The organism is Enterobacter cloacae complex sp. P43RS, assembly GCF_014930585.1.
In the GTDB taxonomy this organism is placed as follows: Bacteria; Pseudomonadota; Gammaproteobacteria; order Enterobacterales; family Enterobacteriaceae; genus Enterobacter; species Enterobacter bugandensis.
The window spans coordinates 338,700-364,073 of sequence record NZ_JADBRJ010000003.1; the positions used below are offsets into that span (position 1 = coordinate 338,700).

At 53.2% G+C, this 25,374-nt stretch carries 23 protein-coding genes and 2 pseudogenes; 9 read left to right on the plus strand and 16 right to left on the minus strand.

Annotation, left to right across the window (positions count from 1 at the left end):
- Nucleotides 1-86 precede the first annotated feature (86 nt).
- From IM294_RS22070 to IM294_RS08685, 7 genes and pseudogenes are all read right to left on the minus strand, one after another.
- Nucleotides 87-225: pseudogene (locus tag IM294_RS22070) on the minus strand (hypothetical protein); the annotation flags it as partial.
- A gap of 279 nt (nucleotides 226-504) precedes the next feature.
- On the minus strand, nucleotides 505-2,352 hold the full coding sequence (locus tag IM294_RS08660) for an asparagine synthetase B (protein WP_047367661.1): 1,848 nt from the start codon (nucleotides 2,350-2,352) through the stop codon (nucleotides 505-507).
- 6 nt (nucleotides 2,353-2,358) lie between these two features.
- Nucleotides 2,359-2,820 carry a hypothetical protein gene (locus IM294_RS08665; protein ID WP_047367662.1) on the minus strand — a complete coding sequence of 154 codons (462 nt, stop codon included), beginning with the start codon at nucleotides 2,818-2,820 and terminating at the stop codon, nucleotides 2,359-2,361.
- On the minus strand, nucleotides 2,817-3,776 hold the full coding sequence (locus IM294_RS08670) for a JmjC domain-containing protein (RefSeq protein ID WP_185860359.1): 960 nt from the start codon (nucleotides 3,774-3,776) through the stop codon (nucleotides 2,817-2,819). The genes IM294_RS08665 and IM294_RS08670 overlap by 4 nt, the downstream gene beginning before the upstream one ends.
- Complete coding sequence (locus IM294_RS08675) at nucleotides 3,773-4,972, minus strand: MFS transporter (RefSeq protein WP_126818342.1); 1,200 nt, start codon at nucleotides 4,970-4,972, stop codon at nucleotides 3,773-3,775. The genes IM294_RS08670 and IM294_RS08675 overlap by 4 nt, the downstream gene beginning before the upstream one ends.
- Entirely contained in the window at nucleotides 4,941-5,675 is a 735-nt protein-coding gene (locus tag IM294_RS08680; RefSeq protein ID WP_052954312.1) for a class I SAM-dependent methyltransferase, read from the minus strand. Before IM294_RS08680 ends, IM294_RS08675 begins: the two co-directional genes overlap by 32 nt.
- 2 nt (nucleotides 5,676-5,677) lie before the next feature.
- Nucleotides 5,678-5,944: a PqqD family protein gene (locus IM294_RS08685; protein ID WP_047367664.1), complete on the minus strand. Its 267-nt coding sequence runs from the start codon at nucleotides 5,942-5,944 to the stop codon at nucleotides 5,678-5,680.
- Between the two features lie 360 nt (nucleotides 5,945-6,304).
- On the opposite strand from IM294_RS08685, the gene IM294_RS08690 reads away from it, so the two are divergent.
- Nucleotides 6,305-6,796 carry a GNAT family N-acetyltransferase gene (locus IM294_RS08690; RefSeq protein WP_082131801.1) on the plus strand — a complete coding sequence of 164 codons (492 nt, stop codon included), beginning with the start codon at nucleotides 6,305-6,307 and terminating at the stop codon, nucleotides 6,794-6,796.
- Nucleotides 6,797-7,029: 233 nt separating this feature from the next.
- Nucleotides 7,030-7,371: a PIN domain-containing protein gene (locus IM294_RS08695; protein WP_370552117.1), complete on the plus strand. Its 342-nt coding sequence runs from the start codon at nucleotides 7,030-7,032 to the stop codon at nucleotides 7,369-7,371.
- A 106-nt stretch (nucleotides 7,372-7,477) separates the two neighbouring features.
- Here the strand turns inward: IM294_RS08695 and istB are convergent, their stop codons facing one another.
- The gene (gene istB / locus IM294_RS08700; protein WP_126818343.1) at nucleotides 7,478-8,260 is read right to left on the minus strand and encodes an IS21-like element ISSen3 family helper ATPase IstB; all 783 of its coding nucleotides are present in this window, start codon (nucleotides 8,258-8,260) and stop codon (nucleotides 7,478-7,480) included.
- Nucleotides 8,257-9,280, minus strand: a pseudogene (istA, locus tag IM294_RS08705) (IS21 family transposase). The gene istB and the pseudogene istA overlap by 4 nt, the downstream one beginning before the upstream one ends.
- Nucleotides 9,281-9,551: 271 nt before the next feature.
- Here istA and IM294_RS22175 point away from each other — a divergent pair.
- Nucleotides 9,552-11,210 carry an ATP-dependent endonuclease gene (locus tag IM294_RS22175; RefSeq protein WP_047367671.1) on the plus strand — a complete coding sequence of 553 codons (1,659 nt, stop codon included), beginning with the start codon at nucleotides 9,552-9,554 and terminating at the stop codon, nucleotides 11,208-11,210.
- Entirely contained in the window at nucleotides 11,203-12,357 is a 1,155-nt protein-coding gene (locus IM294_RS08715) for a UvrD-helicase domain-containing protein (protein ID WP_047367672.1), read from the plus strand. Before IM294_RS22175 ends, IM294_RS08715 begins: the two co-directional genes overlap by 8 nt.
- A gap of 134 nt (nucleotides 12,358-12,491) precedes the next feature.
- Here IM294_RS08715 and IM294_RS08720 read toward each other — a convergent pair whose 3' ends face one another.
- Both IM294_RS08720 and IM294_RS08725 read right to left on the minus strand, forming a co-directional pair.
- Nucleotides 12,492-12,947: a hypothetical protein gene (locus IM294_RS08720; RefSeq protein WP_126818658.1), complete on the minus strand. Its 456-nt coding sequence runs from the start codon at nucleotides 12,945-12,947 to the stop codon at nucleotides 12,492-12,494.
- 193 nt (nucleotides 12,948-13,140) lie between these two features.
- Nucleotides 13,141-14,022 (minus strand): LysR family transcriptional regulator, encoded by an 882-nt coding sequence (locus tag IM294_RS08725; RefSeq protein ID WP_048998942.1) that lies wholly within the window; start codon nucleotides 14,020-14,022, stop codon nucleotides 13,141-13,143.
- A 105-nt stretch (nucleotides 14,023-14,127) separates the two neighbouring features.
- Here IM294_RS08725 and budA point away from each other — a divergent pair, with 105 nt between their 5' ends.
- The 5 genes from budA to IM294_RS08750 all read left to right on the plus strand — a co-directional run bounded on the left by budA (nucleotide 14,128) and on the right by IM294_RS08750 (nucleotide 18,802).
- Nucleotides 14,128-14,907 (plus strand): acetolactate decarboxylase, encoded by a 780-nt coding sequence (gene budA / locus IM294_RS08730; RefSeq protein WP_126818661.1) that lies wholly within the window; start codon nucleotides 14,128-14,130, stop codon nucleotides 14,905-14,907.
- A complete protein-coding gene (gene alsS, locus IM294_RS08735) occupies nucleotides 14,879-16,600 on the plus strand; it encodes an acetolactate synthase AlsS (RefSeq protein WP_227015551.1) in 1,722 nt (573 codons plus the stop codon). The genes budA and alsS overlap by 29 nt, the downstream gene beginning before the upstream one ends.
- Before the next feature lie 20 nt (nucleotides 16,601-16,620).
- Nucleotides 16,621-17,391 carry a (S)-acetoin forming diacetyl reductase gene (locus tag IM294_RS08740; protein ID WP_045631532.1) on the plus strand — a complete coding sequence of 257 codons (771 nt, stop codon included), beginning with the start codon at nucleotides 16,621-16,623 and terminating at the stop codon, nucleotides 17,389-17,391.
- A 131-nt stretch (nucleotides 17,392-17,522) separates the two neighbouring features.
- Nucleotides 17,523-17,996 carry a cold-shock protein gene (locus tag IM294_RS08745; RefSeq protein WP_045260739.1) on the plus strand — a complete coding sequence of 158 codons (474 nt, stop codon included), beginning with the start codon at nucleotides 17,523-17,525 and terminating at the stop codon, nucleotides 17,994-17,996.
- Between the two features lie 107 nt (nucleotides 17,997-18,103).
- Entirely contained in the window at nucleotides 18,104-18,802 is a 699-nt protein-coding gene (locus IM294_RS08750) for a GNAT family N-acetyltransferase (RefSeq protein WP_126818656.1), read from the plus strand.
- A gap of 33 nt (nucleotides 18,803-18,835) precedes the next feature.
- Here the strand turns inward: IM294_RS08750 and IM294_RS08755 are convergent, their stop codons facing one another.
- The 5 genes from IM294_RS08755 to betI form a co-directional block, all read right to left on the minus strand.
- Nucleotides 18,836-20,530, minus strand: a complete 1,695-nt coding sequence (locus IM294_RS08755; protein WP_063942778.1) for a thiamine pyrophosphate-binding protein — start codon at nucleotides 20,528-20,530, stop codon at nucleotides 18,836-18,838.
- Between the two features lie 33 nt (nucleotides 20,531-20,563).
- Nucleotides 20,564-21,304, minus strand: coding sequence for an SDR family oxidoreductase (locus IM294_RS08760; RefSeq protein WP_023299541.1), 741 nt, complete (start codon nucleotides 21,302-21,304; stop codon nucleotides 20,564-20,566).
- 273 nt (nucleotides 21,305-21,577) lie between these two features.
- Nucleotides 21,578-23,257, minus strand: a complete 1,680-nt coding sequence (gene betA / locus IM294_RS08765; RefSeq protein WP_126818655.1) for a choline dehydrogenase — start codon at nucleotides 23,255-23,257, stop codon at nucleotides 21,578-21,580.
- A 13-nt stretch (nucleotides 23,258-23,270) separates the two neighbouring features.
- Nucleotides 23,271-24,743 carry a betaine-aldehyde dehydrogenase gene (betB, locus tag IM294_RS08770; RefSeq protein ID WP_126818654.1) on the minus strand — a complete coding sequence of 491 codons (1,473 nt, stop codon included), beginning with the start codon at nucleotides 24,741-24,743 and terminating at the stop codon, nucleotides 23,271-23,273.
- 13 nt (nucleotides 24,744-24,756) lie between these two features.
- The gene (betI, locus tag IM294_RS08775; protein WP_023334836.1) at nucleotides 24,757-25,344 is read right to left on the minus strand and encodes a transcriptional regulator BetI; all 588 of its coding nucleotides are present in this window, start codon (nucleotides 25,342-25,344) and stop codon (nucleotides 24,757-24,759) included.
- Nucleotides 25,345-25,374 lie beyond the last annotated feature (30 nt).

Below are 25,374 nucleotides of genomic sequence, written 5' to 3' on the forward strand. Positions count from 1 at the left end.
GTTAAGACACTCACCTTTATGAACCTGAAGAGATAGCCGGATTGTCCTCATATAAGACGGTTTTTTCTTTTTTGCAGATTTCGACATGATCCGACTTTGCCTTTTTTCGGATCTGACCGTGAAAAGAGACAAGTTAGCATATGTATTACACATCCATATACCTGGTATCTACATCTGCATATACTGAACATAGTTATTAAGGCCGGTCGGCCAGGAGGAAATGATGAAAACCGTATCGGACCGAAGTCATTGCTCTTTTAGGGATTTTTACACACTGCGTTTAATGATTTCATGGATAGTGCCCACCATATTTGGTGGGCACTATCCTCTCAGGAATTTCAGGATCTGTCAGACGGAGCTGAGATGACGCTTACTAGGATTCCACCACTTGACCGGATGCAGTTCTGATGTTGCTGCATGAGAAAGGCCATCCCTGGCGATGGCCTGTGGCATCATAGCCTGTCAGGTCTGCAACGTCCGGGGTGAACCGGACATCGCGTTACGTCAGGCAGAAGCAAACGTAAATCCGTTGAGCTCAGGGTCTGCCTTCGCGAGCTGGCTGAGTAACCCGATGTTGATGAGCCGGGAAAGGTTGATCAGGCCAATGAGATCTGCGTCTTCATAGAAAGACTGGAGCTGCGCAATTATCCCCTCAGGTTCGAGAAAACGATGTCCCTCGATGGTCGCGCTGCAGGCTTCATGCACCAGTGCAAAATCGTTGCCAGCAAGGCTCCGGTACAGCATACCAGCGGTGAAGCCCGAAGATTCACCATGAAAGAACGGCACTTTTTTTCGGCTGGCAAGCGATTCACCTACAGCGGGCAGGAGACCTTTTCTCACAATCGTTTTATCCAGCAGCAGAGTGGCCCGTAACGCGTCAGGAATGCTTTCAGACAAGGTGATCAGGGTCTTAGAAAGAAAGGGAACGCGGTTCTCAAGTGAAAAGAGGGAAGAGATGCGATCCTCATTATGTAAGTTATAGTCATGAAGGTCGCGGCGTTTTAATTTTTGATAAAAAGACCAGTAGTCTTCATTGCCGAGATGGCTTTCGGATGAGACGAACGCCGAGTCAAAGAGTTTATAGTCACTCAGTTCCTGCCAGGCTTTCAGGTGCATACATCCGGGTGATTCCAGATCGTATTTTTCTTTCAGATACCGCAGCGACTCTTCGACGCTCTGCCATGGATCTTCTTCGTCAAAGACAAACGACTGAGTATATCCCCCAAACAACTCATCGCTGCCGTTACCAGACAGCACCACGCGAACATCCGGCGTATGTGCTTTGATGTAAGAGTAGATGCAAGCCTTATAGATCTGTTCTGCGCCAAAGTAGGGGCTTTCACTCGCCCACAGAAGAGTTTTCCAGTCCTCCGGCAGAACCGTCATTTGCGAGTCGACATAAACCTTATGTAGCGGAACACCGAACTGTTCGGCTGCTGCGATGGCTCCGCTGACGTCTCCTGATTCTTCGGTACCGGGCGAGACAAGCGTATATGCGACCACGTTGGCATCCTTCAGGGCGGCCAGCACGCCTATAGAATCGATCCCCCCGCTAAGCAAGATGCCTGTCCGGCCGGATGGCGAGAGCTGCTGTCGGCAACTGGCCTCAAAAGCCCTCGAGAATTCGGCTATGAAACTCGACGGCGTTGTCAACGGTGGCATGTTCTCCGGTGTGCCGGCACAGTAACGGACAACCACAATGCCTCCGGTGGACACATTGTATTTCACTATGCTTCCCGGAGGGACTGATTTGACCCGTGCAAAGACGTTACGGTATTTTAAGGCGTCATAGCCAACATCGCCGCGCAACCACGGGTCATTGAGCATTTCAGCATAATCAATATTCTTGTCCGGTAAAAACGGCAATACTCCCTTTGCTTCAGATGAAAAGAAAATATCACCCTCTTCATCCACCCTGTAGAACAGGGGTTTGATACCAAGCGGATCGCGAATCAGTGAGATTTCATTTCGTTGCTTGTCATAAATAACGATGGAAAACATACCTTCCAGGTGACCGGCAAATTGATCCCCAAAGTAGTGGTAGAGCGTCGGGATCACCGCACAGTCAGAATCATTTTGATAAAAATAATCGGAATAACGGTCCCTTAAATCCAGATGATTATATATTTCAGCATTCGCGAAGCAAATTACGGTACCATTTTGATTCAATAACGGTTGCGATCCGTTGTGTTGTGAAACAATAGCCAGGCGGTTGAAAACAACAGAGAACCCCTCATTGTTATAATGGGTTGTTTCATCGGGACCTCTAAACTGAAGTTTACGTGCCGACTCCCATAATGCCCGCTCATGCCCGGCGGGGTGCTTTGAATAATACCCTACGATTCCGCACATATTCTATTATCCTTTAAAGAAAGTGGCAATTTCCTTTCCATCACGATGTTCAATAGCCATGTGGATACCAAATATCGCGGCATGATGAGAGGCAAGATCGGATACATATCGATAATAGACATCAATGTCGACGTCATACAGATAAAAAGCATCAGGGATATGTTTTTTATCTGTCATATATAAACGAGAAATCACTGAAATGGACTGCGAGTCTTCTACCATTTTCACTTCACTGTAAAGAAGCCTCCGTCCCTCTGAAAAATGCCTGGCGTATTCCGAAAGGGTCGGTGCATGTCCATTAAATAAGAAAAGATCATACCCTCTTGCCATTGCTTCTTCCAAAACCCACCGTGAAAGATCAGCGGGTGTCATTGAAAATTTTCTGCCAAGCGCAATAAGCATTACGGCATAAGAGATTATGGCTTCGCTGCGCGGGTCAAAATCGTCAGGCGTAATATTTTCTATCATGACAGATAACTCATATATTTTCTGATGGCATAGTTAAGAGCCTGATAATTATCAAACACATCGGCGTGACTTCTTTGGTAACTATCAGTGGTGATATTTTTGATGGCAAGTATAACCGACTCATTTATTTGCGCTGGATGATATACATCCTCACAGGTTATATATTCACGTAGGGCTGGATCTTTAATCATTTCTTTTTTAAGAGCATCAAGGATCACCTCCACCTTTGAGGGCACAGAATACGTGAGATTCACCGCAAGGGTCTCCACGTCAGAGCGGGTAGCATGCCACCATCCCCGGGGAACAAATAACACGCTCCCAGGTTTGAGGACGACTTCCGTCGCCTGTTCAAAGAAGTTTGCCGGGGGCTCTCCCTGCCAGTACTGCCGCATTTCTGCCGACAGATGGGGGTAGTCTTTTAAGTCAAGATGTTCTAGAGGCCGGAGGGCATTTTCATTGGGCATAAAGTACCATTTTTTCTCCCCCTGAATTTGGAAAACAAAGTTAACGTAGGAGTCGAAATGGGGGACGAGTCCTCCCTGTTTGTGCGCGGCGTAAATGATAGCCTTATGAAAAACATTTTCTGGTAATAACAGGTTTTTTTTGAGTTTTTTTCCAATCCTATACAATTTTTCATAGGCTAAATCAGCAAAATCGAACTCCAGTGCTGCACCTTCTGCGTAAAGTTTCGCGGCCTTGTTTGCATTGACCATTAAGCGGTCTGACAAGCCTTCCGTTCTCTCCAGTAATTTCTTCCCGTAACACATGACCGGAGATTTGTAGTCCCGCATGACCGTGTCAATGGTAAACGAGTCGGGAAGGCTGAGAAAACTGAGCACGTCGTCTAACTGCGCATGCGACACGTGGTAATTCTTATCCGGCCAGCAGTTCTCAATAAAGCCCTGAAGTCCGTCCGCTCCAAATATAAGTCCATTGTCACTGACCACATTATTCATCTGAACGTCCTCTGCAGATTGGGTTTTTCTGCCATGCGTAGCATCATAAACAGGCAGAGCATAACCACAGCAAATATCATCCCATCTGTCGCGACCGCGATACCCGCGGAATATGACTCTGAAATGACGGTTAATAATTTTGCGCCGACTGCGGCACCGAGGCAGCTTATAAGAATAAAGCATGAAAAAATCGCCCCTTTATACTTATCTTCCGTGTTGGATTGGATAATCAGGCGGGTCATTGAGAATCCGATGCTGGTCCCTACACCCCATAAAACTCCTGAAGCCAGACAAAGATAGGGGGTCTGACTGAGGCCGAAGAAAATGACGCCGCAGCTGCAAATTAACCAGCCGATGATATAAAGACTATTATGATTAGTGCTCTTCAATTTACGTAAAACAAAGAATCCGGTGGCTAACCCACCTAATGACCAGGCAATTTGCATGCCAGCAATATAAAAATTGTTACTATTATCTAACTCCTTGACGTGCAGGGCAACACCGACCACAAAGACCGCCATCGAACATACGCCAATCATAAAATAAGTAATGCTCATCAGTAATATCGTTTTATTGGAAACGATTTCTCTTAATGCATCCAGCATGACCTTTATGTATTTTGGCTTCACCGCATCCGAACTGACTTTATCTGGGATCTTAAAAAGAAAAATGAGCCCCATCACACTGAGTAAAAGCGCAATGCTCAGGTAGGTTTTTGTGCTGTCAGTGATGAGGATGTAAGACAATAGTGTACCCGTCAGCCCAAAAAAATAGTTCAACGTGGTTGTGTTTATTGTCATGTTTTTTATTCTGCCAGAATTAATATCAGGGAGAATACTGTCCAATGTAGGCTTAATAAAACCCGTTCCAAAACCAAATAACAGACTATACGCATACACGTTGAAAATAGGTAACTCAGAAGGCGGACTGAAAATAAGTGAAATGACAGCAAATGAGAGCAGGATAAACCCAAAAATAGCTAACCTTCTGGCACTGATGATATGGCTGATACATCCCGCCACAACAATCCCAATCACAATGGAGATATAAAATACTGAAAACGCATCTGCCGTTTTATCCATCATTCCCGCGCCTAAAAAGACGATGAGCCACGGCAGAAAATAGGCATTGGCTGTTTCCATAAAATACCAGCATGAACTGTATCTATAATAGTTTTTTTCGCTGTTGGTTAACATATGGCTTCCTGTATATTAACTCCCACAATGTTGGTCGTGGACTGTCAATGATGAGCTGATGATCGTAATTGATGTAGTCAATGCCAGCCACTAACTCTTCTTCGCTAAAGTCGACAGGCTGAAGTTCATACGCATTCATGCTGGCGCACGCCAGGAAATGCTCAATAGCCGAGATCTCAATACTCTCTTCTACCGCTTTTTTTACAATTTCCCGGTAAGAGTATTCATCCAGCTGTTGCTCAAACTGGGGAAGTAGAGCTTTTACATCCGGATAGGTATCGACTAAGTAAAGCACCCCGCCATCCATAAGTACGCGGTCGCACTCCCGCAGGGCCTGGACAGGATCTTGCCAGTGGTGAAAACAGGAGTAGGAAAAAATCAGGTCGAAGCACGCATCAGGAAAAGGCAGTGAATGCACATCTCCCAGAACCAACTTTACGCGATTGGTCAAATCCAGAGAGGCGATTTTAATGTTGGCCAGATCGAGCATGCTGGGGTTTATATCTAAGCCATCAATCTGACAGACATTCTGTTTCGCGAAAAAAACGCTCAGATCGCCAGGACCGATACCCAGATCAAGAGCTCTTGTGATATCACATTCGGCGCACAGTCGCTGCATTCTTGTCGCTAACATCGGGTAGATATGGCGTTGATATTTTTGGACAAAATCGTTGTATTTTATACAGGCCTTTTGACTGAGCATGTTCAGTTCCTCAAGGTCACATCTTCAATAATTTTTTCTTCCTGCATCTCCTGGATCAGACTTTCAACATCAGACGTTATATCGGAAACGACGGCATCATATTCCTGTGATAAAGCGTCAACGATCTGCATATTACTGAGCCCGTCATTAATTTTTTTGAAAACGAATGCCGCCGTGGAGTTCAGCGCGTAATCTGGCTCAATAATGATAGATTCGTTTACTTCTTTCCACTTAACCCCGTCTGAAATAACAAAAAAAATCTCTTTCATGACAAAATCCTTTTATTAATCGATGGAAATAACCAATGCGAAATAAGGGGTGTCCGGAGACACCCCTTATTCTCTCTTAGATCAATGACCGCCAGCAGATACTGAGCGACGGATTTGAACTAAGCGTGGTTTAGCATAAGTCTTTTTCATTGCTCTATTCCTTTTGAAAGTAAATTGATATAATCGCCCTGTTTCACAACAAGTTGTTAACAGGTATTTAATATTTAGCAAAGGTAATGGTTTCCTGCAAGAAAAATTAATCGCTATTTTTAAATATTATATCTAACTGAACAATAAGGCTTTTTATTGATTTCGAAGCGCAATTATTAATAATTAAAATATTAAGGGGTTGTTACGATTATGTTAATGACGCATCTTCTTAAAAGAAATTCATGTTCAACTTTAACATCTCTCATCCTGGAGCACTGCGGCGGTGATTCAATGGTTGTGCATGGAGAAGAGTTTTTTCTTCCATCGCTTCCTGTATTTGTGTGCTGCAAAGATGATGAGGTCCACGGTTTTTGCATTTTTAAAGAAAACGAAAAATATATTGAAATTGTTGCGCTGAATGCATTAAGACCCCGGAAAGGGATTGGTCGTATTCTCATCGGTGAAGTCAAACGCTATGCCGAGGCTCAGGGAAAGTTTCAAATTAAACTCACAACGACAAATGAGAACGTGGGTGCCATTGCTTTTTACAAAAAAATGGGTTTCAAACTGTATGCTGTAGATGTTGATGCTGTTACAAGGGCTCGATTAATCAAACCGTCTATCCCGTTATTTAGCGATCAAGGTATTTTAATTAAAGATGAACTGAATTTTTCATTTTCATGGGACAATGCATGCCATTGAATTTATTGAGCTTACGCCCATTATTTGATCAGTAAGACACAGACCGGCATGACCAGGGCCCCGGAAGGGATGGCACTTTCGTTCACCGCTAAAGTTAGCTTTTTCCGGGGTGTGATGGCATATCTGGCTCATTCTTCAGAGCCAGGGCTGATGAAGAAAAAACAGTGCAAACGCTCCCCACTATGGCACGTTCATACAGTTCCAGATGCAACCTGATATTGCCCGGGATTTCAATGAAATTCACCTGTCCGCAGAACTGCGTGCTGTCTGCGATCTCGGCTACCACTTACTCCGAGATGCGCTTCGGCGCCACCGGTCTGAAGGCCTCCCCGCGCCACGTGCAGCTGGTTGACGCGTTCTGCGCCCGCCTCGACGGCATCCTGCCCGGGGACCGCGCCGCGGTGGACGCGAACACGGAGATTAAGGTGGCGCTGCGCCTCGCCGGAACGCCGATCGGTCTGAACGACACGGCGATAGCCGGGCATGCCATTGCGGCCGGCGCCATTCTGGTGACGAATAATGTGAGGGAGTTTGAGCGGGTGCCGGGTCTGGTGCCGGAAGACTGGGTTAACTGACGGCAGTAAAAGCTCATGAGGGAGGGATGTCCGCTTTGTGTCAACAACGGGTAAAAAGTGATCCACTTACCGTCACCACCAACGGTCTAATATTGATCCACCTTGTTTACTCAGGATTAGCTTCCGCTATAACCCCGGCCTTTCGTTTCTGCTTCAGCCGATAGCTCTCTCCTTTTATCTGGACTACGTGTGAGTGATGTAATATCCGATCCAGCATCGCCGAGGTCAGGGCTGCATCACCGGCGAACGTCTGGTCCCACTGCCCGAACGGCAGGTTAGAGGTCAGGATCATCGCGCTCTTTTCATAACGTTTGGCGATGACCTGGAAGAACAGCTTGGCTTCCTCCTGACTGAACGGCAGATAACCTATTTCGTCGATGATGAGCAGTTTTGGGGCCATAACACCGCGATTGAGTGTCGTTTTGTAACGCCCCTGACGCTGGGATGTCGACAGCTGTAACAGCAGGTCCGCAGCTGTTGTGAAGCGAACCTTGATGCCCGCCCGTACTGCTTCGTAGCCCATGGCTATCGCCAGATGTGTTTTTCCCACGCCCGAGGGGCCCAGTAACACGATGTTTTCGTTACGTTCGATGAAGCTCAGGGAACGCAGCGACTGGATTTGCTTCTGAGGTGCGCCGGTGGCGAAGGTGAAGTCGTATTCCTCGAACGTCTTTACCGCCGGGAAGGCTGCCATCCGTGTGTACATCGCCTGTTTACGCTGATGCCGGGCCAGTTTCTCCTCATGTAACAGGTGCTCCAGGAAGTCCACGTAGCTCCATTCCTGCTCCACCGCCTGTTGCGACAGCGCCGGTGCTGCGCCGATAAGACTGTCCAGCTGGAGTTGTTCGGCAAGCACCATCAGCCGTTGATGTTGCAGTTCGACCATCATGCGGCTCCTCTGCAGAACGTGTCATAGATGGACAGCGGATGATGCAACGGCTGCCTGTCGAAGGTCACCAGGCTTTCGTCGACCTGCACGTCATACTGTTTTTTCTCCGGTGGCAGTGCCAGCATGGACTGCTGTTCCTCCACCCAGCGATCACAGGGGCGGGTCTGGATAGTTTCATGCTTCCGTTGATTGGCCACATCGTACAGCCAGCGCAGGCCGTAACGGTTTGCGGTTTCAACATCGACGGTGATCCCCATCGGGCGCAGGCGCGTCATTAGCGGGATGTAGAAGCTGTTGCGGGTGTACTGCACCATTCGCTCCACCTTGCCTTTAGTCTGTGCCCTCAAGGGGGCGGCACAGCCGGGGAGAGAAGCCCATTTCTTTGCCGAACTGCCACAGGGAAGGATGGAACCGGTGCTGTCCGGTCTGATAAGCATCTCGCTGGAGCACCACCGTTTTCATATTGTCGTACAGAACTTCCCGCGGTACACCGCCGAAGAAGCTGAACGCATTGCGATGACAGGCTTCCAGCGTGTCGTAGCGCATGTTGTCGGTGAACTCGATGTAAAGCATTCTGCTGTACCCCAGAACAGCAACGAACACATGCAGGGGGGACTTGCCGTTTCGCATGGTCCCCCAGTCAACCTGCATCTGCCGTCCGGGCTCGGTTTCGAAGCGAACGACCGGCTCTGCCTGTACGGGGAGTGTCTGCGAACAGATGAACTCTCTCAGGATAGTCAGCCCTCCACGATAGCCCAGCTCCATGATTTCCCTGGCAATAACGGTAGCCGGGATTTTGTAGGGATGCGCATCGCTGATCCGCTTCGATATGTAATCGCGGTATTCATCGAGCAGTGATGATGATGTCGGGCGTGGTGAATACTGCGGCTTTTCAGATTTGGCTTTCAGGTGGCTGCGGACAGTATTGCGCGAAATACCCAGTTCCCTGGCAATGGCCCGGATACTCATTCCCCGCTTGTGCAGGACTTTAATTTCCATACGAATCTCAAAAGTGATCATAAGCTCCCCTGTATTCAGAGGAGCAGATTAACCCCTGGATCAATTTTCAACCGCTGGGGTGGATCAGTTTTGCACCGTTGGTAACACTTTGTGCCAAAAGCAGACTTTAAGTTGTCCAAGAACAGCTCTCATATCTTGGCCTATTTATGTCGACCACCGCTTCAGTGCCTGCAGGATTTAAGGGGACAACGAGCCTGCATGTGGACACAGGTATATCGGTGAGTTAATGTCTTTAAGGGGTATCATTTGACAGTATCTTGAGGGACTTAGAGTGCGGGTTAAATCGATTAAGCTTACCAATTTCAAGAAATTCAAAGATGAATATTTTGAATTCAACGATGACGTAAATATCTTTGTAGGTGATAACAACGCCGGTAAAAGTACTATTCTGGAAGCCCTGGAAATCGTACTGAATTACAGCTATCGGGGCCGCCCCTTCAACAGCGAGTTTACGCCAGACATTTTTAATAAGGATGCAGTGCAGCTTTTTTTGGCTTCTGATAAATCGGCCATGCACTTGCCTGTCTTGGCAATAGAAGCATTCATTGAGGGAGTGCCTGAATACCGGGGTACAAATAATTTCCTTAAAGCCGATGCTCAAGGTATCACGGTGCTGGTGCGCTTTGATGACACGCTCAAGGACGTTTACGCCGACCACTTACTGACAAACCCACACATTACGAGTATCCCGATCGAATTCTACAAGCTGGAATGGCTGGATTTCGGATGGAATCCTGTTAAAGCCGTAGCGAAGAAATTCCGGGCGTTATACATCGACCCAACTCGTATCCACCCCACTCTGGGTAAGAATCAGTACATCTCTACCATACTTAATACCGCTTTAAAGAAAGAGGAACTGGTTAAGCTGACCCTCAATTATCGTGAGAATCAGCAGGTTTTTAACAACTCAGGTGAGGTCAGGACAGTCAATACCGGTCTGGATACGGACCACTTGATCACAGAAAAAAAGCTGTCCATTGCCGCAAGCACTTTACCAGCGGGCTCTATTCAGACCAGCCTTCAACTTGAAGTAGATGATGTCCCTTTCCAGTTCATTGGCAAGGGTGAGCAGAGTAATGTGCAGATCAAGCTCGCGATTCAGAACAAGTCGAAGGATATCGATTTGGTGATGATGGAGGAGCCCGAAAATCACCTTTCTCACACTAACCTCAATAAGCTGGTTCACTACATTGAAAATCAGCGGGGCGACAAACAACTCTTCCTTACCACTCACAGCTCGTATGTGCTCAACAAGCTGAGCATTGATAAAATCTGCCTGGTTCAGTCGGGATACAAACGTCTGCATAAGCTTGCCCCTGCAGTGGTCAAAACCTTAAAGCGCTTACCGGGCTATGACACATTGCGCGTGGCACTCTCGCACAAAGTCATCCTTGTCGAGGGACCGTCAGACGAGTTAGTACTCAAGAAGATTTACCACCGCAAGCACAACCGCCTGCCCGAGCAGGATGGTATTGATATCATCGTCGTGCGCGGAGTCGGGTTTGATACGTTCATCTCCGTAGGTATGGAAATTGGTACCCGAATAAACGTCCTCAGAGATAACGATGGCGACTATGAAGAAAACGTCGTGAAAGTGCGTGCCGATTATGCGGCCTATCCCAATATCAAGCTTATCTCCTCTGCCAAAAATGAGGAGTTTTCGCTTGAACCCGCGATGATATATGCCAATGCAACCGACTTGGTTACGCTGGACGCTTTCGCCAAAGTGGTGTTATCGACACAGACGTTTAACCTCTACGATAAATTAGTCGACTTAGATAAGAGACGCGACTTTCTGATCGATTGGTTTCGAAGCGTCCAGGGAAACGGTAAGGGCGCTCGCAAAGTCGATTCAGCTATCAAGCTGTTCGATGGCACTCTGAATTTCAGGTATCCACCTTTCCTCGATGAGGTGTTCGACTTTGCCTAATGAATTCTGGATTGCCGGTGCAGGATCAGGAAAAACCCAAAAAGTCATTGAGGATGCCATTGAAGTCATAAAGGCGGGCGGACGCGTATTGGTCGTCACCTACACCATGAACAACCAGGCAGAGCTCCGTTCTCGCTTTGTGGAATTGTACGGCAAACACAGCGATGATTTTGTTGTGAAAGGCCTGTTTTCATTTTACCTAGAAGACTTAGTGAGACCTTATCAAACGGCCATGTTTCCAGATCGAATCACTTCTACAATGTTCACCGAGCATAACCCTCACCTGATACCTGGTACGAGGAAATGGCATTCCAAAAGAGGGGAAAAAATTAATGGGGCGCTGAATCCTCTTCATTATCTGACGCCGTGCAAAACCAAAGCTTACACTGGACTGCTGGCGAAGCTGGCAACAAAAATCTCCGCTTCAACAAAGAATGCCCCCGCTAGCAGATTGAAAGAGATTTATCAGAGGATCTTTTTTGATGAGGTTCAGGATTTGGTTGGATGGGATTTTGACGTTATCAAAGCACTCAGTAAGGCAATGCATAACTCTATTTGCTGTGTAGGCGATTTTCGTCAAACTATTTACACGACCACGTTCGGCCACAAGGCACCGGAAACACCTGAGCAAAAGATTCAATACTTCAAAGACCTCAATTTTAGTCCGTTCTCGCTGGCGAAGAATCGCAGATGTATCCAGGAAATCTGCGATCTCGCGGATACCATTCATCCCGGTATTTATGAACAAACGCAATCAGAGGTGGGAGAAGTACCTGCTGAGATGGCCCATCACTGCGGCTGTTTTCTCATAAAACCATCTCAGGTGAACGATTATCTCAATATATTCAAGCCTCAAGTTTTGCGATGGTCATCGCCCATGGGAAAAGGCTATTTGCCACCAGGTATCACCTGTCACACTTTCGGCTCCTGTAAAGGTCTCGGTTTTGACCGCGTACTAATTATTTCACCGGAGAAACATCTCAAGTATCTGGGTGGCGACCTTGACGTGTTCGATAAAGATAAAACGGAGGAATCTAGAAACAAGCTGTACGTGGCCATTACCCGAGCTCGTTACAGCCTGGCGTTTGTCGTTGAGGAAGAGCATTTTACAAATATAAAGCTGCCACATTGGGTTAGACCTATGTAAGTCGATGCTAACGTCTAACCATTTAACTTCCGCTTTTCGCTCTTAACGGACATTCAACAAACTACTCTGTACTTTGAGTAAGGCCAAAGTCCTGCTTTTTACCCCAGCAGAACCCCGGCCACCCATCACCCGCCTCAGTGCGCCGTTATATAAGGCTCCTTCACAAACTCCGCCAGCAGCCAGACCATATCATGCAGCAGCCCGGTGAGTTCTTTCGCCACGCTCGCAGGTAATGTCCCGCCCATTACCGCCAGCGTTAACGCTACGGCATAGTCCACCTGTAGCGCCGTTTCTTGCCAGCATTCCGGCACGCAGGAGGCGATCTTTTCCCCGGCAATGAGTCGTTCGACCAGATACGGTGGAAGTTCTGTGTCACAGCACTCGCGCAGCCGTTTCAGCGCAGCCAGCAGTCGCCCGCATAGCGTGGCAAAGGTCACTGCGTCGTCAGTTTCCACCAGTACGCTGACATACGCGGTACAGGCATCGACCAGTTCAAAAAGATCCGCAGAATCGGAAATTGAAGCGTTGATGAGGTGATGAACAGCGCTTTCTTCAGAGAGCGCGTAAGAAAATCCTGGGGTAGTAGCCATTTAGCATCCTCTTTGTCTAAAAAAACGTCATGTTATGCTAACGGGTTCCTACGCCCGGTTACGGATGTGCCGCAACGCAGGCACTTTACGACCGCGGAGAAGGGATGAAAAGGGATAACCCTGAATTACATAAGGTTGCTTGCAGGTTTGCGAGGCGGCTTCCAGAACGGCATTTCCGGGCACCGCCGCACCATTAATCCTCGCTCATCATCGCCAGAAACCGCTTCACCGTCCGCGAACGTTCGAAGCGCCGCCAGCAGAGCGCGATATCGGTATAAAGCTCCGGCGAGCGCAGCGCGTGGTAGGTGACATTCGGCGGTGAAATGGCCGCCATGGATTTCGGCACCAGCGCGAACCCGCCGCCGGCGGAGACCATGCTCAGGGAAGAGGAAAGCTGCGACGACTGCAGCGCGCGCTGCACGTTTATTCCGGCCCGCTCGCAGCAGCCGTAAACCCGGTCATACAGCCCCGGCGCGACCTCCTGCGGGAACAGCACCACCGGCGTATCCCGAAGTTCCTCCAGCGCCAGATCGCCGCACGTCGCCAGAGGATGATCGCGATGCAGCGCCACCACCATTGGCTCCCGGTCGAGGATTTTTAATTCGAATACCTTGCTGCTTTCGCACGGCAGGCGCACAAAGGCGATATCCAGCTCACCCTCCGCCAGCATCGTGGTCAGCGACGACATGTTGGCTTCCACCTGGTGAACCTGCACTGCCATGTTCTGCACCTGAAACTGGCGGATCAGGGCGAAGATTTTGGGATGAAAAGCATCTGAACTGGTAATGCCAATCGACAGGCTGCCGTTCAGCCCGCGCGCGATGCCCCGGGCTTTCTCCAGCGCGGCGTCGCTCAGCGCCAGGATCTTACAGGCGTCCTCATAGAAGGCTTCTCCCGCCTCGGTCAGCTCCACGCCCCGCGTCAGGCGCCTGAATAGCGGCGTGCCCACTTCCTCCTCAAGCCGTTTGATCTGCTGGCTCAGAGGAGGTTGTGAAATACCCAGCGCGTTGGCCGCCCTGGTGAAGTGTCGCTCGCGTGCTACCGCGACAAAATAGCGCAGATAACGAAGTTCCATATCAAAAACGTCTCAAACCAGCATGGATTCTATATTGGAACTCTCTGCTGAATCGGGTCAACATTTATTTAACCTTTATAAATAAAGTTGAAGAGGACGAGCATGATGATGCATTCATCTGCATGCGACTGTGAGGCGAGTTTATGCGAGACCCTGCGCGGGTTCTCGGCTCAACATCCTGACAGCGTGATCTATCAGACATCGCTAATGAGCGCCCTGCTAAGCGGCGTCTACGAAGGGGAGACCACCATCGCCGACCTGCTGGCACACGGCGATTTTGGCCTCGGCACCTTTAACGAGCTGGACGGCGAAATGATTGCCTTCAGCAGCCAGGTGTACCAGCTGCGCGCCGACGGCAGCGCCCGCGCCGCGAAGCCGGAGCAAAAAACGCCGTTCGCGGTAATGACCTGGTTCCAGCCGCAGTACCGCAAAACCTTCGACGGGCCGGTCAGCCGTCAGCAGATCCACGACGTGATCGACCAGCAAATCCCCTCCGACAACCTGTTCTGCGCGCTGCGCATCGACGGCAATTTCCGCCACGCGCACACCCGCACCGTACCGCGCCAGACGCCGCCGTACCGGGCGATGACCGACGTACTGGACGACCAGCCGGTGTTCCGCTTTAACCAGCGCGAGGGCGTGCTGGTGGGGTTCCGCACGCCGCAGCATATGCAGGGCATCAACGTGGCGGGCTATCACGAACACTTCATCACCGACGACCGACAGGGCGGCGGCCATCTGCTCGACTACCTGCTGGAGAGCGGTGTGCTCACCTTCGGTGAAATTCACAAGCTGATGATCGACCTGCCCGCCGACAGCGCGTTTTTACAGGCCAACCTGCACCCCAGCAACCTTGATGCGGCTATCCGCGCCGTCGAAAACTAAGAGGAGAACTACCGTGAACAGTGAGAAACAGTCACGTCAGTGGGCGCACGGCGCCGATATGGTTGTCGGTCAGCTGGAAGCGCAGGGCGTGAAGCAGGTGTTCGGGATCCCGGGCGCAAAAATCGACAAGGTCTTTGATTCCCTGCTGGACTCCTCCATCGAGATCATTCCCGTACGCCACGAGGCCAACGCGGCGTTTATGGCGGCGGCAGTGGGGCGCTTGACCGGCAAAGCCGGGGTGGCGCTGGTCACCTCCGGACCGGGCTGTTCAAACCTGATCACCGGTATTGCCACCGCCAACAGCGAAGGCGACCCGGTGGTCGCGCTGGGCGGGGCGGTGAAGCGGGCGGATAAAGCCAAGCTGGTGCATCAGAGCATGGACACCGTCGCGATGTTCAGCCCGGTGACGAAATACGCCGTAGAAGTGAACTCCCCGGACGCGATTGCCGAGGTGGTGTCCAACGCGTTTCGCGCCGCCGAGCACGGCAGGCCGGGCGGGGCGTTTGTCAGCCTGCCGCAGGATATTGTCGACCAGCCCACCACGGGGGCGATTTTGCCCGCCAGCGGTCCCGCGCTGATGGGGCCGGCACCGGAATCCGCCATTAACGACGTGGCGAAGCTTATTGAAAAGGCTAAAAACCCGGTCATCTTACTCGGCCTGATGGCCAGCCAGCCCGCCAACAGCGCCGCGCTGCGCAAGCTGCTGGAGAAAAGCCGTATCCCGGTCACCAGCACCTACCAGGCCGCCGGGGCGGTGAATCAGGAGCACTTCACCCGCTTTGCCGGACGCGTCGGCTTGTTTAACAACCAGGCGGGCGACCGGCTGCTGCATCTGGCGGATCTGATTATCTGCATCGGCTACAGCCCGGTGGAGTACGAGCCTTCTATGTGGAACCGCGGCGACGCTACGCTGGTGCACATTGACGTGCTGCCCGCCTATGAGGAGCGCAAGTATGTTCCCGATCTGGAGCTGGTGGGGGACATCGCCGCCACGCTGAACCTGCTCGCCAGCCGCATTGAGCACAAGCTTGAACTGAGCCAGCGCGCCTCGGAAATTCTGGTCGATCGCCAGCATCAGCGGGACCTCCTCGACCGCCGCGGCGCATCGCTTAACCAGTTTGCCCTGCATCCGCTGCGCATCGTGCGCGCCATGCAGGACATCGTGAACAACGACGTGACGCTTACCGTCGATATGGGCAGCTTCCACATCTGGATCGCCCGCTACCTCTACAGCTTCCGCGCGCGTCAGGTGATGATCTCCAACGGTCAGCAGACCATGGGCGTGGCGCTCCCGTGGGCGATTGGCGCGTGGCTGGTCAACCCGGGGCGCAAAGTGGTGTCGGTCTCCGGCGACGGCGGCTTTTTGCAGTCGAGCATGGAGCTGGAAACCGCCGTACGCCTCAACGCCAACGTGCTGCACATCATTTGGGTGGATAACGCCTACAACATGGTTGCCATTCAGGAAGAGAAAAAATACCAGCGTCTTTCCGGCGTCGAGTTCGGCCCGGTCGACTTCAAAGCCTATGCCGACGCCTTTGGCGCGAAAGGCTTTGCCGTGGAGAGCGCCGACGCGCTCGAACCGACGCTGCGTGCCGCAATGGATGTCGATGGCCCGGCCGTGGTGGCCATTCCCGTCGACTACAGCGATAACCCGCTGCTGATGGGCCAGCTCCATCTCAGCCAGATTTTGTGAATCAACATAAGGACAGATAAATGCAAAAAGTGGCTCTCGTAACCGGCTCAGGCCAGGGGATTGGCAAAGCGATCGCGCTTCGTCTGGTGAAGGATGGTTTTGCCGTCGCTATCGCCGATTACAACGAAGAGACGGCGAAAGCGGTTGCCGATGAAATCACCCGCAGCGGCGGGAAGGCTGTCGCCGTGAAGGTGGACGTCTCTGACCGCGAGCAGGTGTTTGCGGCCGTGGAGAAAGCCCGCACCGAACTGGGCGGCTTCAACGTTATCGTCAACAACGCCGGGGTGGCGCCGTCCACGCCGATCGAATCCATCACGCCGGAGATTGTCGACAAGGTCTACAACATCAACGTAAAAGGGGTGATCTGGGGGATTCAGGCCGCGATTGACGCGTTCCGCAAAGAGGGGCACGGCGGCAAAATCATCAACGCCTGCTCCCAGGCGGGCCACACCGGCAACCCGGAGCTGGCCGTCTACAGTTCCAGTAAATTTGCGGTGCGCGGCTTAACCCAGACCGCCGCACGGGATCTTGCTCCGCTGGGGATCACCGTTAATGCCTACTGCCCGGGCATCGTTAAAACGCCGATGTGGGCGGAGATCGACCGTCAGGTCTCCGAGGCGGCGGGTAAACCGCTCGGCTACGGGACCGAGACCTTTGCCAAACGCATTACGCTTGGCCGCCTGTCCGAACCGGAAGATGTTGCCGCCTGCGTTTCATATCTTGCCGGGCCAGACTCTGACTATATGACCGGCCAGTCTCTGCTCATCGATGGTGGGATGGTGTTCAACTAAATTCTAATAAGCTCTGACATGAGTTTTCCCCTGCCTCCGAGCAGGGGCTTTTTTTTGTCTCCTCCGCCATTGTGCATTACACTGCGCGCTGCAAAACTTTAGTCATTACGATCTGACAGGCGGTAACAGCGATGAACGGTACAATCACAACGTGGTTTAAAGATAAAGGCTTCGGATTTATCAAAGATGAAAACGGCGACAACCGCTATTTTCATGTGATTAAGGTCGCGAACCCCGATCTGATTAAAAAAGACGCTGCGGTGACCTTCGAGCCAACCACCAACACCAAAGGCCTTTCCGCGTATGCGGTGAAGGTGATCCCGGAGAGCAAGCATCTCTATATCGCGGGCGAGCGCGTGAAGCTCACCTCGATCAAATCCTTCGTGGTATTCAGCGAAGAAGAGCCCGTTGAGACCAAAATCGACAAAGAGAACGCGGTGCTGTCGGTGGGTCTGCTGATGAACAGCATCAAACCAAAATCCGACAAGAAGCCGGGCGAAATGCGCACGGTGAAGAAGCTGGCGATCACCACCTTCCAGAACACGACGATGATCTTTACCGAAGATGAAATCGACATTGATGCCACGGTGAAGCTGCTGAAGTAATTTCGTGCCGGGTAGCGGCTCTCCCTTACCCGGCCTGCATTTCCTCTCTTTTCGTCCGCTTTTTAACCTGCTATAACAAACTCCTTACCTTTCAGGGAGTCATCGCCGTGCCCGAAATCAATCAATATGGTCAAACCGTTAACGATATCGTCCCGGACTGGAAATGCGCCCGGGTCTTAACCCGCACCCCGCTCACCGGTCAGTATTGTCGTCTGGAGCCGCTGGACGCCGATCGTCACTCGGCTGATTTATATGAGGCCTACGCGCTGGGTGATGACAGCGACTGGACGTGGCTTGCCAGCACCCAGCCTGAAAGCGTGGAAGCCACCGCCCACTGGGTGCTCGGCAAGGTGATGGATGACGATCTGGTCCCGTTTGCGGTAATCGATTTACGCACTGAAAAAGCGGTAGGGCTGGTGAGCTACATGGCGATAGAGCGGTTCCAGGGCTCGGTGGAGATCGGCCATGTCACCTGGTCGCGGAGGATGAAAGGCACCCGCATCGGCACCGAAGCGGTGTGGCTGCTGCTGAAAAATGCGTTTGAGCATAAGTACCGTCGGCTGGAGTGGAAATGCGATTCGATGAACACCGCCTCACGCAGCGCGGCGGAGCGGCTGGGGTTTGTCTGGGAAGGGCGCCTGCGCCAGAGGCTGGTGCGTAAAGGGCGCAACCGCGACAGCGACATGCTCTCTATTATTGACGGCGAGTGGCCGCAAAGGGACGCGGCGTTGCGCGCGTGGCTGGCGGCGGAGAATTTTGACGCCCAGGGGCGGCAGATTAAGCGGCTGGAGGCGTTTCGTTTATAAGCTTTTTATGTAGGGTACAGCGCAAAGATGCAGTTAATCCGCGGAAATCGCGATTTCAATCAGGTTGGTTTTTCCTGACTGCAGTCCGCGGGTTACCGCTTCGGCGATGTCTGCAGCATCGGTTATCCGACAACAGCGAATGCCCATGGCGGTGCCCAGCGACTGAAAATCGATGTGCGGATTAATCAGATCCATCCCGATAAAGCGTCCCAACTGCGTCGAGCTGTAACCCGGCTGTCCTTTCATAAAGTTTTTAAGAACGTTGTACTCCAGGTTATTCATCACGATAAAGGTGACCGGCAGGTTTTCGTGTGCTGCCGTCCAGAGCGCCTGCGGCGAATACAGTGAGGCGCCGTCGCCCATCAGGCACACTACCGGCTCGCGGCCCAGCCCCAGCGAGTGGCCCACCGCCGCAGGCATACCCCAGCCCAGACCGCCACCGCGCATGAAATAGTAGCGCTGGTGCTGCGTGTCGGAGATAAAACGTCGGACATGTCTGGCTGTGGCAATCGCTTCATCAACAATGGTGACGCCCGGCGGAACGGCTTTGATGACTTCATAGGCCGCCACCATCGGCGAAATGGCCGGGCGCAGCCGCTCGGCAGCCAGACGTTCTTCCTGCAGTTGCCACTCTTTTTCACGTTCAGCGCGTGCCGTTTTGAGCAGCCGCTGATGCGTCAATTTGCCTGCCACCAGGCGCTGCTGAAGCAGAGGTAAGAGCGCCTTCAGGGAGAGTTTGATATCCCCCATCACCGACAGGCGTGTAGCGTAGGTGCGGCCCAGCTCGTTCATGTCGGCGGAGAGCTGGTAGACCGCGCATGAGCCCGGAATCGCGTCTCCTTCGCTGTATAATATGGTGATCAGGCTTCTGCCCCCGATGATAAACACCGCGTCGTAGGCGTTAACGATGCTGGCAATTTCACTGGCGGTGGTAGGCATATTGCCGCGCCAGAGGGCATGCTGCGTGGGAAAGGGCAAATTCAACGGCCACGATGAGCCGTAAACGTGTGCACCTAGCGCTTCTGCAAGCTGGACAATCTCCGGCGTCGAGCCGCTGGAGTGAACTTCATCCCCCGCCACAATCATGATCCTGCCGGGCGTAACCTGGCTCAGGTCCGCCGCCAGCTCGTCCAGGGAGCCCGCGACGGTGTGATAGTTCACTTTGGAGGCCGTTTGTATCCCGGCGTCGCTCAGCTCTTCCATCACGTTCATTGGCAGAGAGAGCAATACGGGCCCGGCGGGGGGATAGCTGGCAGCATGGAACGCGCGACGCACCAGCACCGGGAGCTGGTCGGCGCTGGTGACCTCCTGCGCCCATTTCACCACCGGCGATCCAATGGAGACTATGTCATCGTACAGGAGCGGGTCGCGCACGTAGTGCCGCGTGTCCTGCTGCCCGACGGTGACAACCAGCGGCGTTTTCATGATCCGCGAGTTGATTAAATTTCCCATTCCATGCCCAAGACCGCTGGCGGTGTGCAAATTGATAAAACCGGTCTTGCCGGAGGCTTTCGCGTAGCCGTCAGCAATGGCGACCACGCTGCTCTCCTGGAGCGCCAGAATATAATGAATATTTTCATGCCGGAGCAGGGCGTCAATCAGCGGGAGTTCCGTCGTGCCGGGGTTGCCAAATATATATTCCACGCCTTCACTCTCTAGAACCTCAAGGAGAATGTCGGCACCTGTTCGCATATTTAAATCTGATAAGGACGTTAATGACTTAATCATAATGACACCTCATTCAGCGTTATTTAAGTCATGCTAAAATTCTTCCTGCGTTGGGCGGACGACAATTTCATTTACATCAACATCATCAGGCTGCTCGATAGCAAATAATACGGCCCGCGCAATGGCATCTGCCGGAATAGCCTGCTTATAAAATTCATGCAGGAATTTTTTACTCTCTTCGTCAGAACTGCCGAACTGCAGTTCACTCTCGACCGCACCGGGGGAAATAAGCGTAGTGCGGACCGTTTTACCCACCTCCTGACGCAAGCCTTCGCTCAGCGCGCGGACGGCGAATTTCGTGGCGCTGTAGACCACGCCGCCGGGCGCAAGCACCTTAATTCCGGCCACCGACGCAACGTTAATAAAATGCCCGCCACCCTGGCGCTGGAACACCGGTAACGCCGCCGCAATGCCGTATAAAACGCCTTTGAGGTTGGTATCGATCATCCGATCCCACTCGTCGGTCTTGCGCTCGCTGATGGGGGCGATAGCCATAAAGCCCGCGTTGTTGATCAGCACATCGACACGTTGGTATGCGGCAACGGCAGCGTCAATCGCGTGCTGGACCTCCTCCTGACGGGTCACGTCCGCCTTCACGGCAATTGCCCGGCCGCCCTGCTGGATGATGCGATCCACCAGGGCATTAACTCTGTCCAGACGACGCGCCACCAGTACCAGAGAAAAAGGCTTATTCGCTAAATACAGGGCAATAGCCTGACCGATACCGCTGCTGGCGCCGGTGATAACAACAACGTTGTTTGCACTATTATTCATGATCTTATCTCGCGGTTGAGTGATGCAAAAATAAAGGCAGGGGAGAATTAAAGAATAATGACGCTTTCTTTAATTTCAGTTTTAAATATATTGTATATTTCGAATGGAAAGACATTCGATTAAACTTAGTTGAATTACGGGAGCAGTGTCAACAGACTTTTAAATGAACAAAATAATTGCCGGGTAATATTTATTTCTTATAGTTATCGAAAAATATTATCGTAATGAAGGGATGTATTGAAAACCCTCTCGTTTTACGGAGAGGGCAGAATATTAAACGTTCTGTAATGCCTGACGAACCGGCGCGCCGTTCGCCACGTAATACGCCGCCGTGCTCTTCGCCAGCGGCTCGCGCCCGCGAATCGCATCAGCAATTTTCTCGCCGATCATAATCGTGGTGGCGTTCAGGTTGCCGGTAATAATCTGCGGCATGATCGACGCATCCACCACGCGTAATCCTTCCAGCCCGTGAACGCGGCCTTCACCGTCAACCACCGCCATCTCGTCATAGCCCATTTTGCAGGTGCCGCACGGATGGAACGCGGTTTCGGCATGGTTACGCACAAACTCGTCCAGCTGTTCGTCGGTCTGGCATTCGACGCCCGGGCTGATTTCACGACCGCGGTATTTGTCCAGCGCCGGCTGGTGCATGATCTCGCGGGTGATGCGGATCGCGTCGCGGAACTCCTGCCAGTCCTGCTCGTGGGACATATAGTTGAACAGGATCGCCGGATGCTGGTGCGGATCGCGCGACTGAATGCGCACGTGCCCGCGGCTCGGGGAGCGCATGGAGCCGACGTGGCACTGGAAGCCGTGTTCCTTCACCGCGTTTGAGCCGTTGTAGTTAATCGCTACCGGCAGGAAGTGGTACTGAATGTTCGGCCACTCAAACTCCTCGCGGCTGCGGATAAATCCGCCCGCTTCGAAGTGGTTGCTCGCACCCACGCCGGTGCCGCCAAACAGCCACTCCGCGCCAATCTTCGGCTGGTTCCACCACTGCAGGGCAGGGTAGAGGGAAACCGGCTCCTTACATTCATACTGGAGGTACATCTCCAGATGATCCTGCAAGTTTTCTCCCACGCCGGGTAAATCATGCACCAGCGGGATATCGAACTGCTTCAGCAGCTCAGCGTTGCCCACGCCGGAACGCTGGAGGATCTGCGGTGACGCAATGGCGCCTGCGCACAGGAGGACTTCTTTATTCGCCGTCGCTTTTGACGGAATGGTGCTCTCGCCTTCCAGCCACTCAACGCCCACCGCGCGCTTGCCCTCAAAGAGGATGCGATCGGTCATGGCGTGGGTGCGGATGGTCAGGTTAGGACGCGGTTTTGCCTGGTCCAGATAGCCGCGCGCGGTGCTGGCGCGTCGGCCCTGCGGCGTGACCGTGCGGTCCATCGGGCCGAAGCCTTCCTGCTGGTAGCCGTTGAGATCGTCGGTGCGCGGATAGCCCGCCTGCACGCCTGCTTCCACCATTGCTTCAAACAGCGGGTTTACGCCCGGCTTAGAGGTGGTGACGCTCACCGGACCGTCGCCGCCGTGGTAGTCGTTCGGCCCCACGTCGCGGGTCTCTGCCTTGCGGTAGTAGGGCAGGCAGTTGAGGTAGCTCCAGTGCTCCAGACCCGGTTCTTTCGCCCAGTTGTCCAGATCCATCGCGTTGCCGCGCACGTAGCACATGCCGTTGATCAGCGACGAGCCGCCCAGCCCTTTGCCGCGTCCGCACTCCATGCGGCGGTTGTTCATGAAGGGCTCTGGCTCGGTTTCATACGCCCAGTTGTAGCGCTTGCCCTGGAGCGGGAAAGCCAGCGCGGCGGGCATCTGGGTGCGGAAATCAAAGCGGTAGTCCGGCCCGCCCGCCTCAAGCAGCAGGACGGTGGTGTTCGGATCTTCAGTCAGTCGTGTAGCCAGTACGTTGCCGGCAGAGCCGGCCCCGATAATGATGTAGTCAAATTGCAAATAAACCTCCCGGTTAAAATATGGACTGGAATTTACCCATCTCAACCTGGATGGACTTCACCTGGGTGTAGCTCTGCAGCGTCATCACGCCGTTCTCGCGGCCAATGCCGGAGTGCTTGTAGCCGCCAACCGGCATCTCCGCAGCGGATTCACCCCAGGTGTTGATCCAGCAGATGCCCGCTTCAAGCTGATGAATGGCGCCGTGGGCGCGGTTCAGATCGGCGGTGACGATGCCCGCCGCCAGACCGTAGTCGGTGTCGTTGGCGCGGCGAATGGCTTCTTCATCGCTTTCATAGGTGAGGATGGACATCACCGGGCCGAAGATCTCTTCGCGCACGATGGTCATCTCGTCGGTGCAGTCGGTGAACACGGTCGGAGCTACCCACGCGCCGTTATCAAACCCGTCGCCCTTCAGCACGTTGCCGCCGCACAGCACGCGCGCGCCTTCTTCTTTGCCTTTGGCGATGTAGCGCATCACGCTGTCGCGATGCGGGAAGCTGACCATCGGGCCAAAGTTGGTGTTTTCATCGAACAGATCGCCTGCGCGGATGCGGCCCACGCGCTCAACGATTTTCTGCTCAAACGCGGCCTTAGATTTTGCAGGCACGAACACGCGGGTGCCGTTGGTGCACACCTGCCCGGAGCTGAAGAAGTTGGCCATCATGGCGATGTCCGCGGCGAGATCCAGATCCGCATCGTCAAATACAATCAGCGGGGATTTGCCGCCCAGCTCCATCGTCACCTCCTTCAGGGACGAGGCCGCGGCGTTCGCCATCACCTTTTTGCCGCTGGCGACGCCGCCGGTGAAGGAGACTTTGGCAATGCCCGGATGCTCGGTCAGGTACTGGCCGGTCTCCGCGCCCACGCCCGGCAGGACGTTAAACACGCCGTCCGGCAGGCCCGCCTCGGTGTAGATTTCTGCCAGCTTCAGGGCGGTGAGCGGAGTGACCTCGCTCGGTTTGAAGATCATCGCGTTGCCCGCTGCCAGCGCCGGGGCGGATTTCCACAGGGCGATCTGGATCGGGTAGTTCCACGCGCCGATGCCCGCCACCACGCCCAGCGGCTCGCGGCGCGTGTAGACGAATGAGGTGTCGCGCAGCGGGATCTGGCTGCCTTCCAGCGCCGGGATCAGCCCCGCGTAGTACTCCAGCACGTCCGCGCCGGTGACGATGTCGACGGTCGAGGTTTCAGAAAACGCCTTACCGGTGTCGAGGGTCTCCAGCTTCGCCAGCGCGTCGTTGCGCTCGCGCAGGATATCGACGGCGCGACGCAGGATGCGCGAGCGCTCCATGGCGGTCATCGCCGCCCAGATTTTTTGCCCGCGCTTTGCGCTCTCTACGGCGCGGTCCACGTCTTCGCGCCCGGCGGCCTGCACGCTCGCCAGAACTTCACCGTTGGCCGGGTTGATGGTCTCGAAGGTGCGACCGCTGGTGGCGGATGTATAACCACCATTGATATAAAGCTGCTGTTCTGCCATTCGGGACATAAATTCTCCTCGGTTATTCGGTCGGTAAATGCTGGCTGATAAAGTGGCTGGTAAGTGACTGGGCCAGGGTCTTATCCAGCGGCTTGCCGCTCAGCGCGGCGCGCAGCCACAGCCCGTCGATCAGCGCGGCGAGCCCGTAGCCCGCCTCTTCAGCCTGTTCACGCGGCAGCTCGCGGCGGAACTCGTACACCAGGTTTGAGAGCAACCGGCGGCTGCTGACCTGCTGCAGGCGGTAGAGCATCGGCTGGTGCATGCTGCTCGCCCAGAAGGCCAGCCAGGCCTTCATCGCCGCGCCGCTGACCTGGGTTTCATCAAAATTGCCGCCGACAATCGCCTGCAAACGCTGCTCCGCGCTGCCGTTCGGCAGGGCGCGTAAGCGGCTTAATACCGCATCGCGCAGCTGGCCGGTGATGTCGCGCATGGTCGCTTCCAGCAGGCCGTTTTTATCTTTGAAATAGTGGCTGATGATCCCCGTGGACACGCCCGCCCGACGGGCGATCTGCGCAATGGTTGCGTCATGCATGCCCACTTCATTAATTGCTTCCAGCGTGGCGTCGATAAGCTGCCTGCGCCGGATCGGCTGCATCCCCACTTTGGGCATTTTTGCCACTCCATTCATCAGCGTTGGTAA

Bases quoted from the DNA above. Each gene is read 5' to 3' on its own strand.
- IM294_RS08740 (WP_045631532.1), top strand. From the start codon at position 16,621: ATGCAAAAAGTGGCTCTCGTAACCGGCTCAGGCCAGGGGATTGGCAAA.
- IM294_RS08680 (WP_052954312.1), bottom strand. From the start codon at position 5,675: ATGCTCAGTCAAAAGGCCTGTATAAAATACAACGATTTTGTCCAAAAA.
- IM294_RS08755 (WP_063942778.1), bottom strand. From the start codon at position 20,530: ATGATTAAGTCATTAACGTCCTTATCAGATTTAAATATGCGAACAGGT.
- budA (WP_126818661.1), top strand. From the start codon at position 14,128: ATGATGCATTCATCTGCATGCGACTGTGAGGCGAGTTTATGCGAGACC.
- betI (WP_023334836.1), bottom strand. From the start codon at position 25,344: ATGCCCAAAGTGGGGATGCAGCCGATCCGGCGCAGGCAGCTTATCGAC.
- IM294_RS08665 (WP_047367662.1), bottom strand. From the start codon at position 2,820: ATGATAGAAAATATTACGCCTGACGATTTTGACCCGCGCAGCGAAGCC.
- alsS (WP_227015551.1), top strand. From the start codon at position 14,879: ATGCGGCTATCCGCGCCGTCGAAAACTAAGAGGAGAACTACCGTGAAC.
- betB (WP_126818654.1), bottom strand. From the start codon at position 24,743: ATGTCCCGAATGGCAGAACAGCAGCTTTATATCAATGGTGGTTATACA.
- istB (WP_126818343.1), bottom strand. From the start codon at position 8,260: ATGATGGTCGAACTGCAACATCAACGGCTGATGGTGCTTGCCGAACAA.
- IM294_RS08685 (WP_047367664.1), bottom strand. From the start codon at position 5,944: ATGAAAGAGATTTTTTTTGTTATTTCAGACGGGGTTAAGTGGAAAGAA.
- IM294_RS08760 (WP_023299541.1), bottom strand. From the start codon at position 21,304: ATGAATAATAGTGCAAACAACGTTGTTGTTATCACCGGCGCCAGCAGC.
- IM294_RS08725 (WP_048998942.1), bottom strand. From the start codon at position 14,022: ATGGAACTTCGTTATCTGCGCTATTTTGTCGCGGTAGCACGCGAGCGA.
- IM294_RS08670 (WP_185860359.1), bottom strand. From the start codon at position 3,776: ATGAATAATGTGGTCAGTGACAATGGACTTATATTTGGAGCGGACGGA.
- IM294_RS08675 (WP_126818342.1), bottom strand. From the start codon at position 4,972: ATGTTAACCAACAGCGAAAAAAACTATTATAGATACAGTTCATGCTGG.
- IM294_RS08690 (WP_082131801.1), top strand. From the start codon at position 6,305: ATGTTAATGACGCATCTTCTTAAAAGAAATTCATGTTCAACTTTAACA.
- IM294_RS08745 (WP_045260739.1), top strand. From the start codon at position 17,523: ATGAACGGTACAATCACAACGTGGTTTAAAGATAAAGGCTTCGGATTT.
- IM294_RS08695 (WP_370552117.1), top strand. From the start codon at position 7,030: ATGAAATTCACCTGTCCGCAGAACTGCGTGCTGTCTGCGATCTCGGCT.
- IM294_RS08660 (WP_047367661.1), bottom strand. From the start codon at position 2,352: ATGTGCGGAATCGTAGGGTATTATTCAAAGCACCCCGCCGGGCATGAG.
- IM294_RS08720 (WP_126818658.1), bottom strand. From the start codon at position 12,947: ATGGCTACTACCCCAGGATTTTCTTACGCGCTCTCTGAAGAAAGCGCT.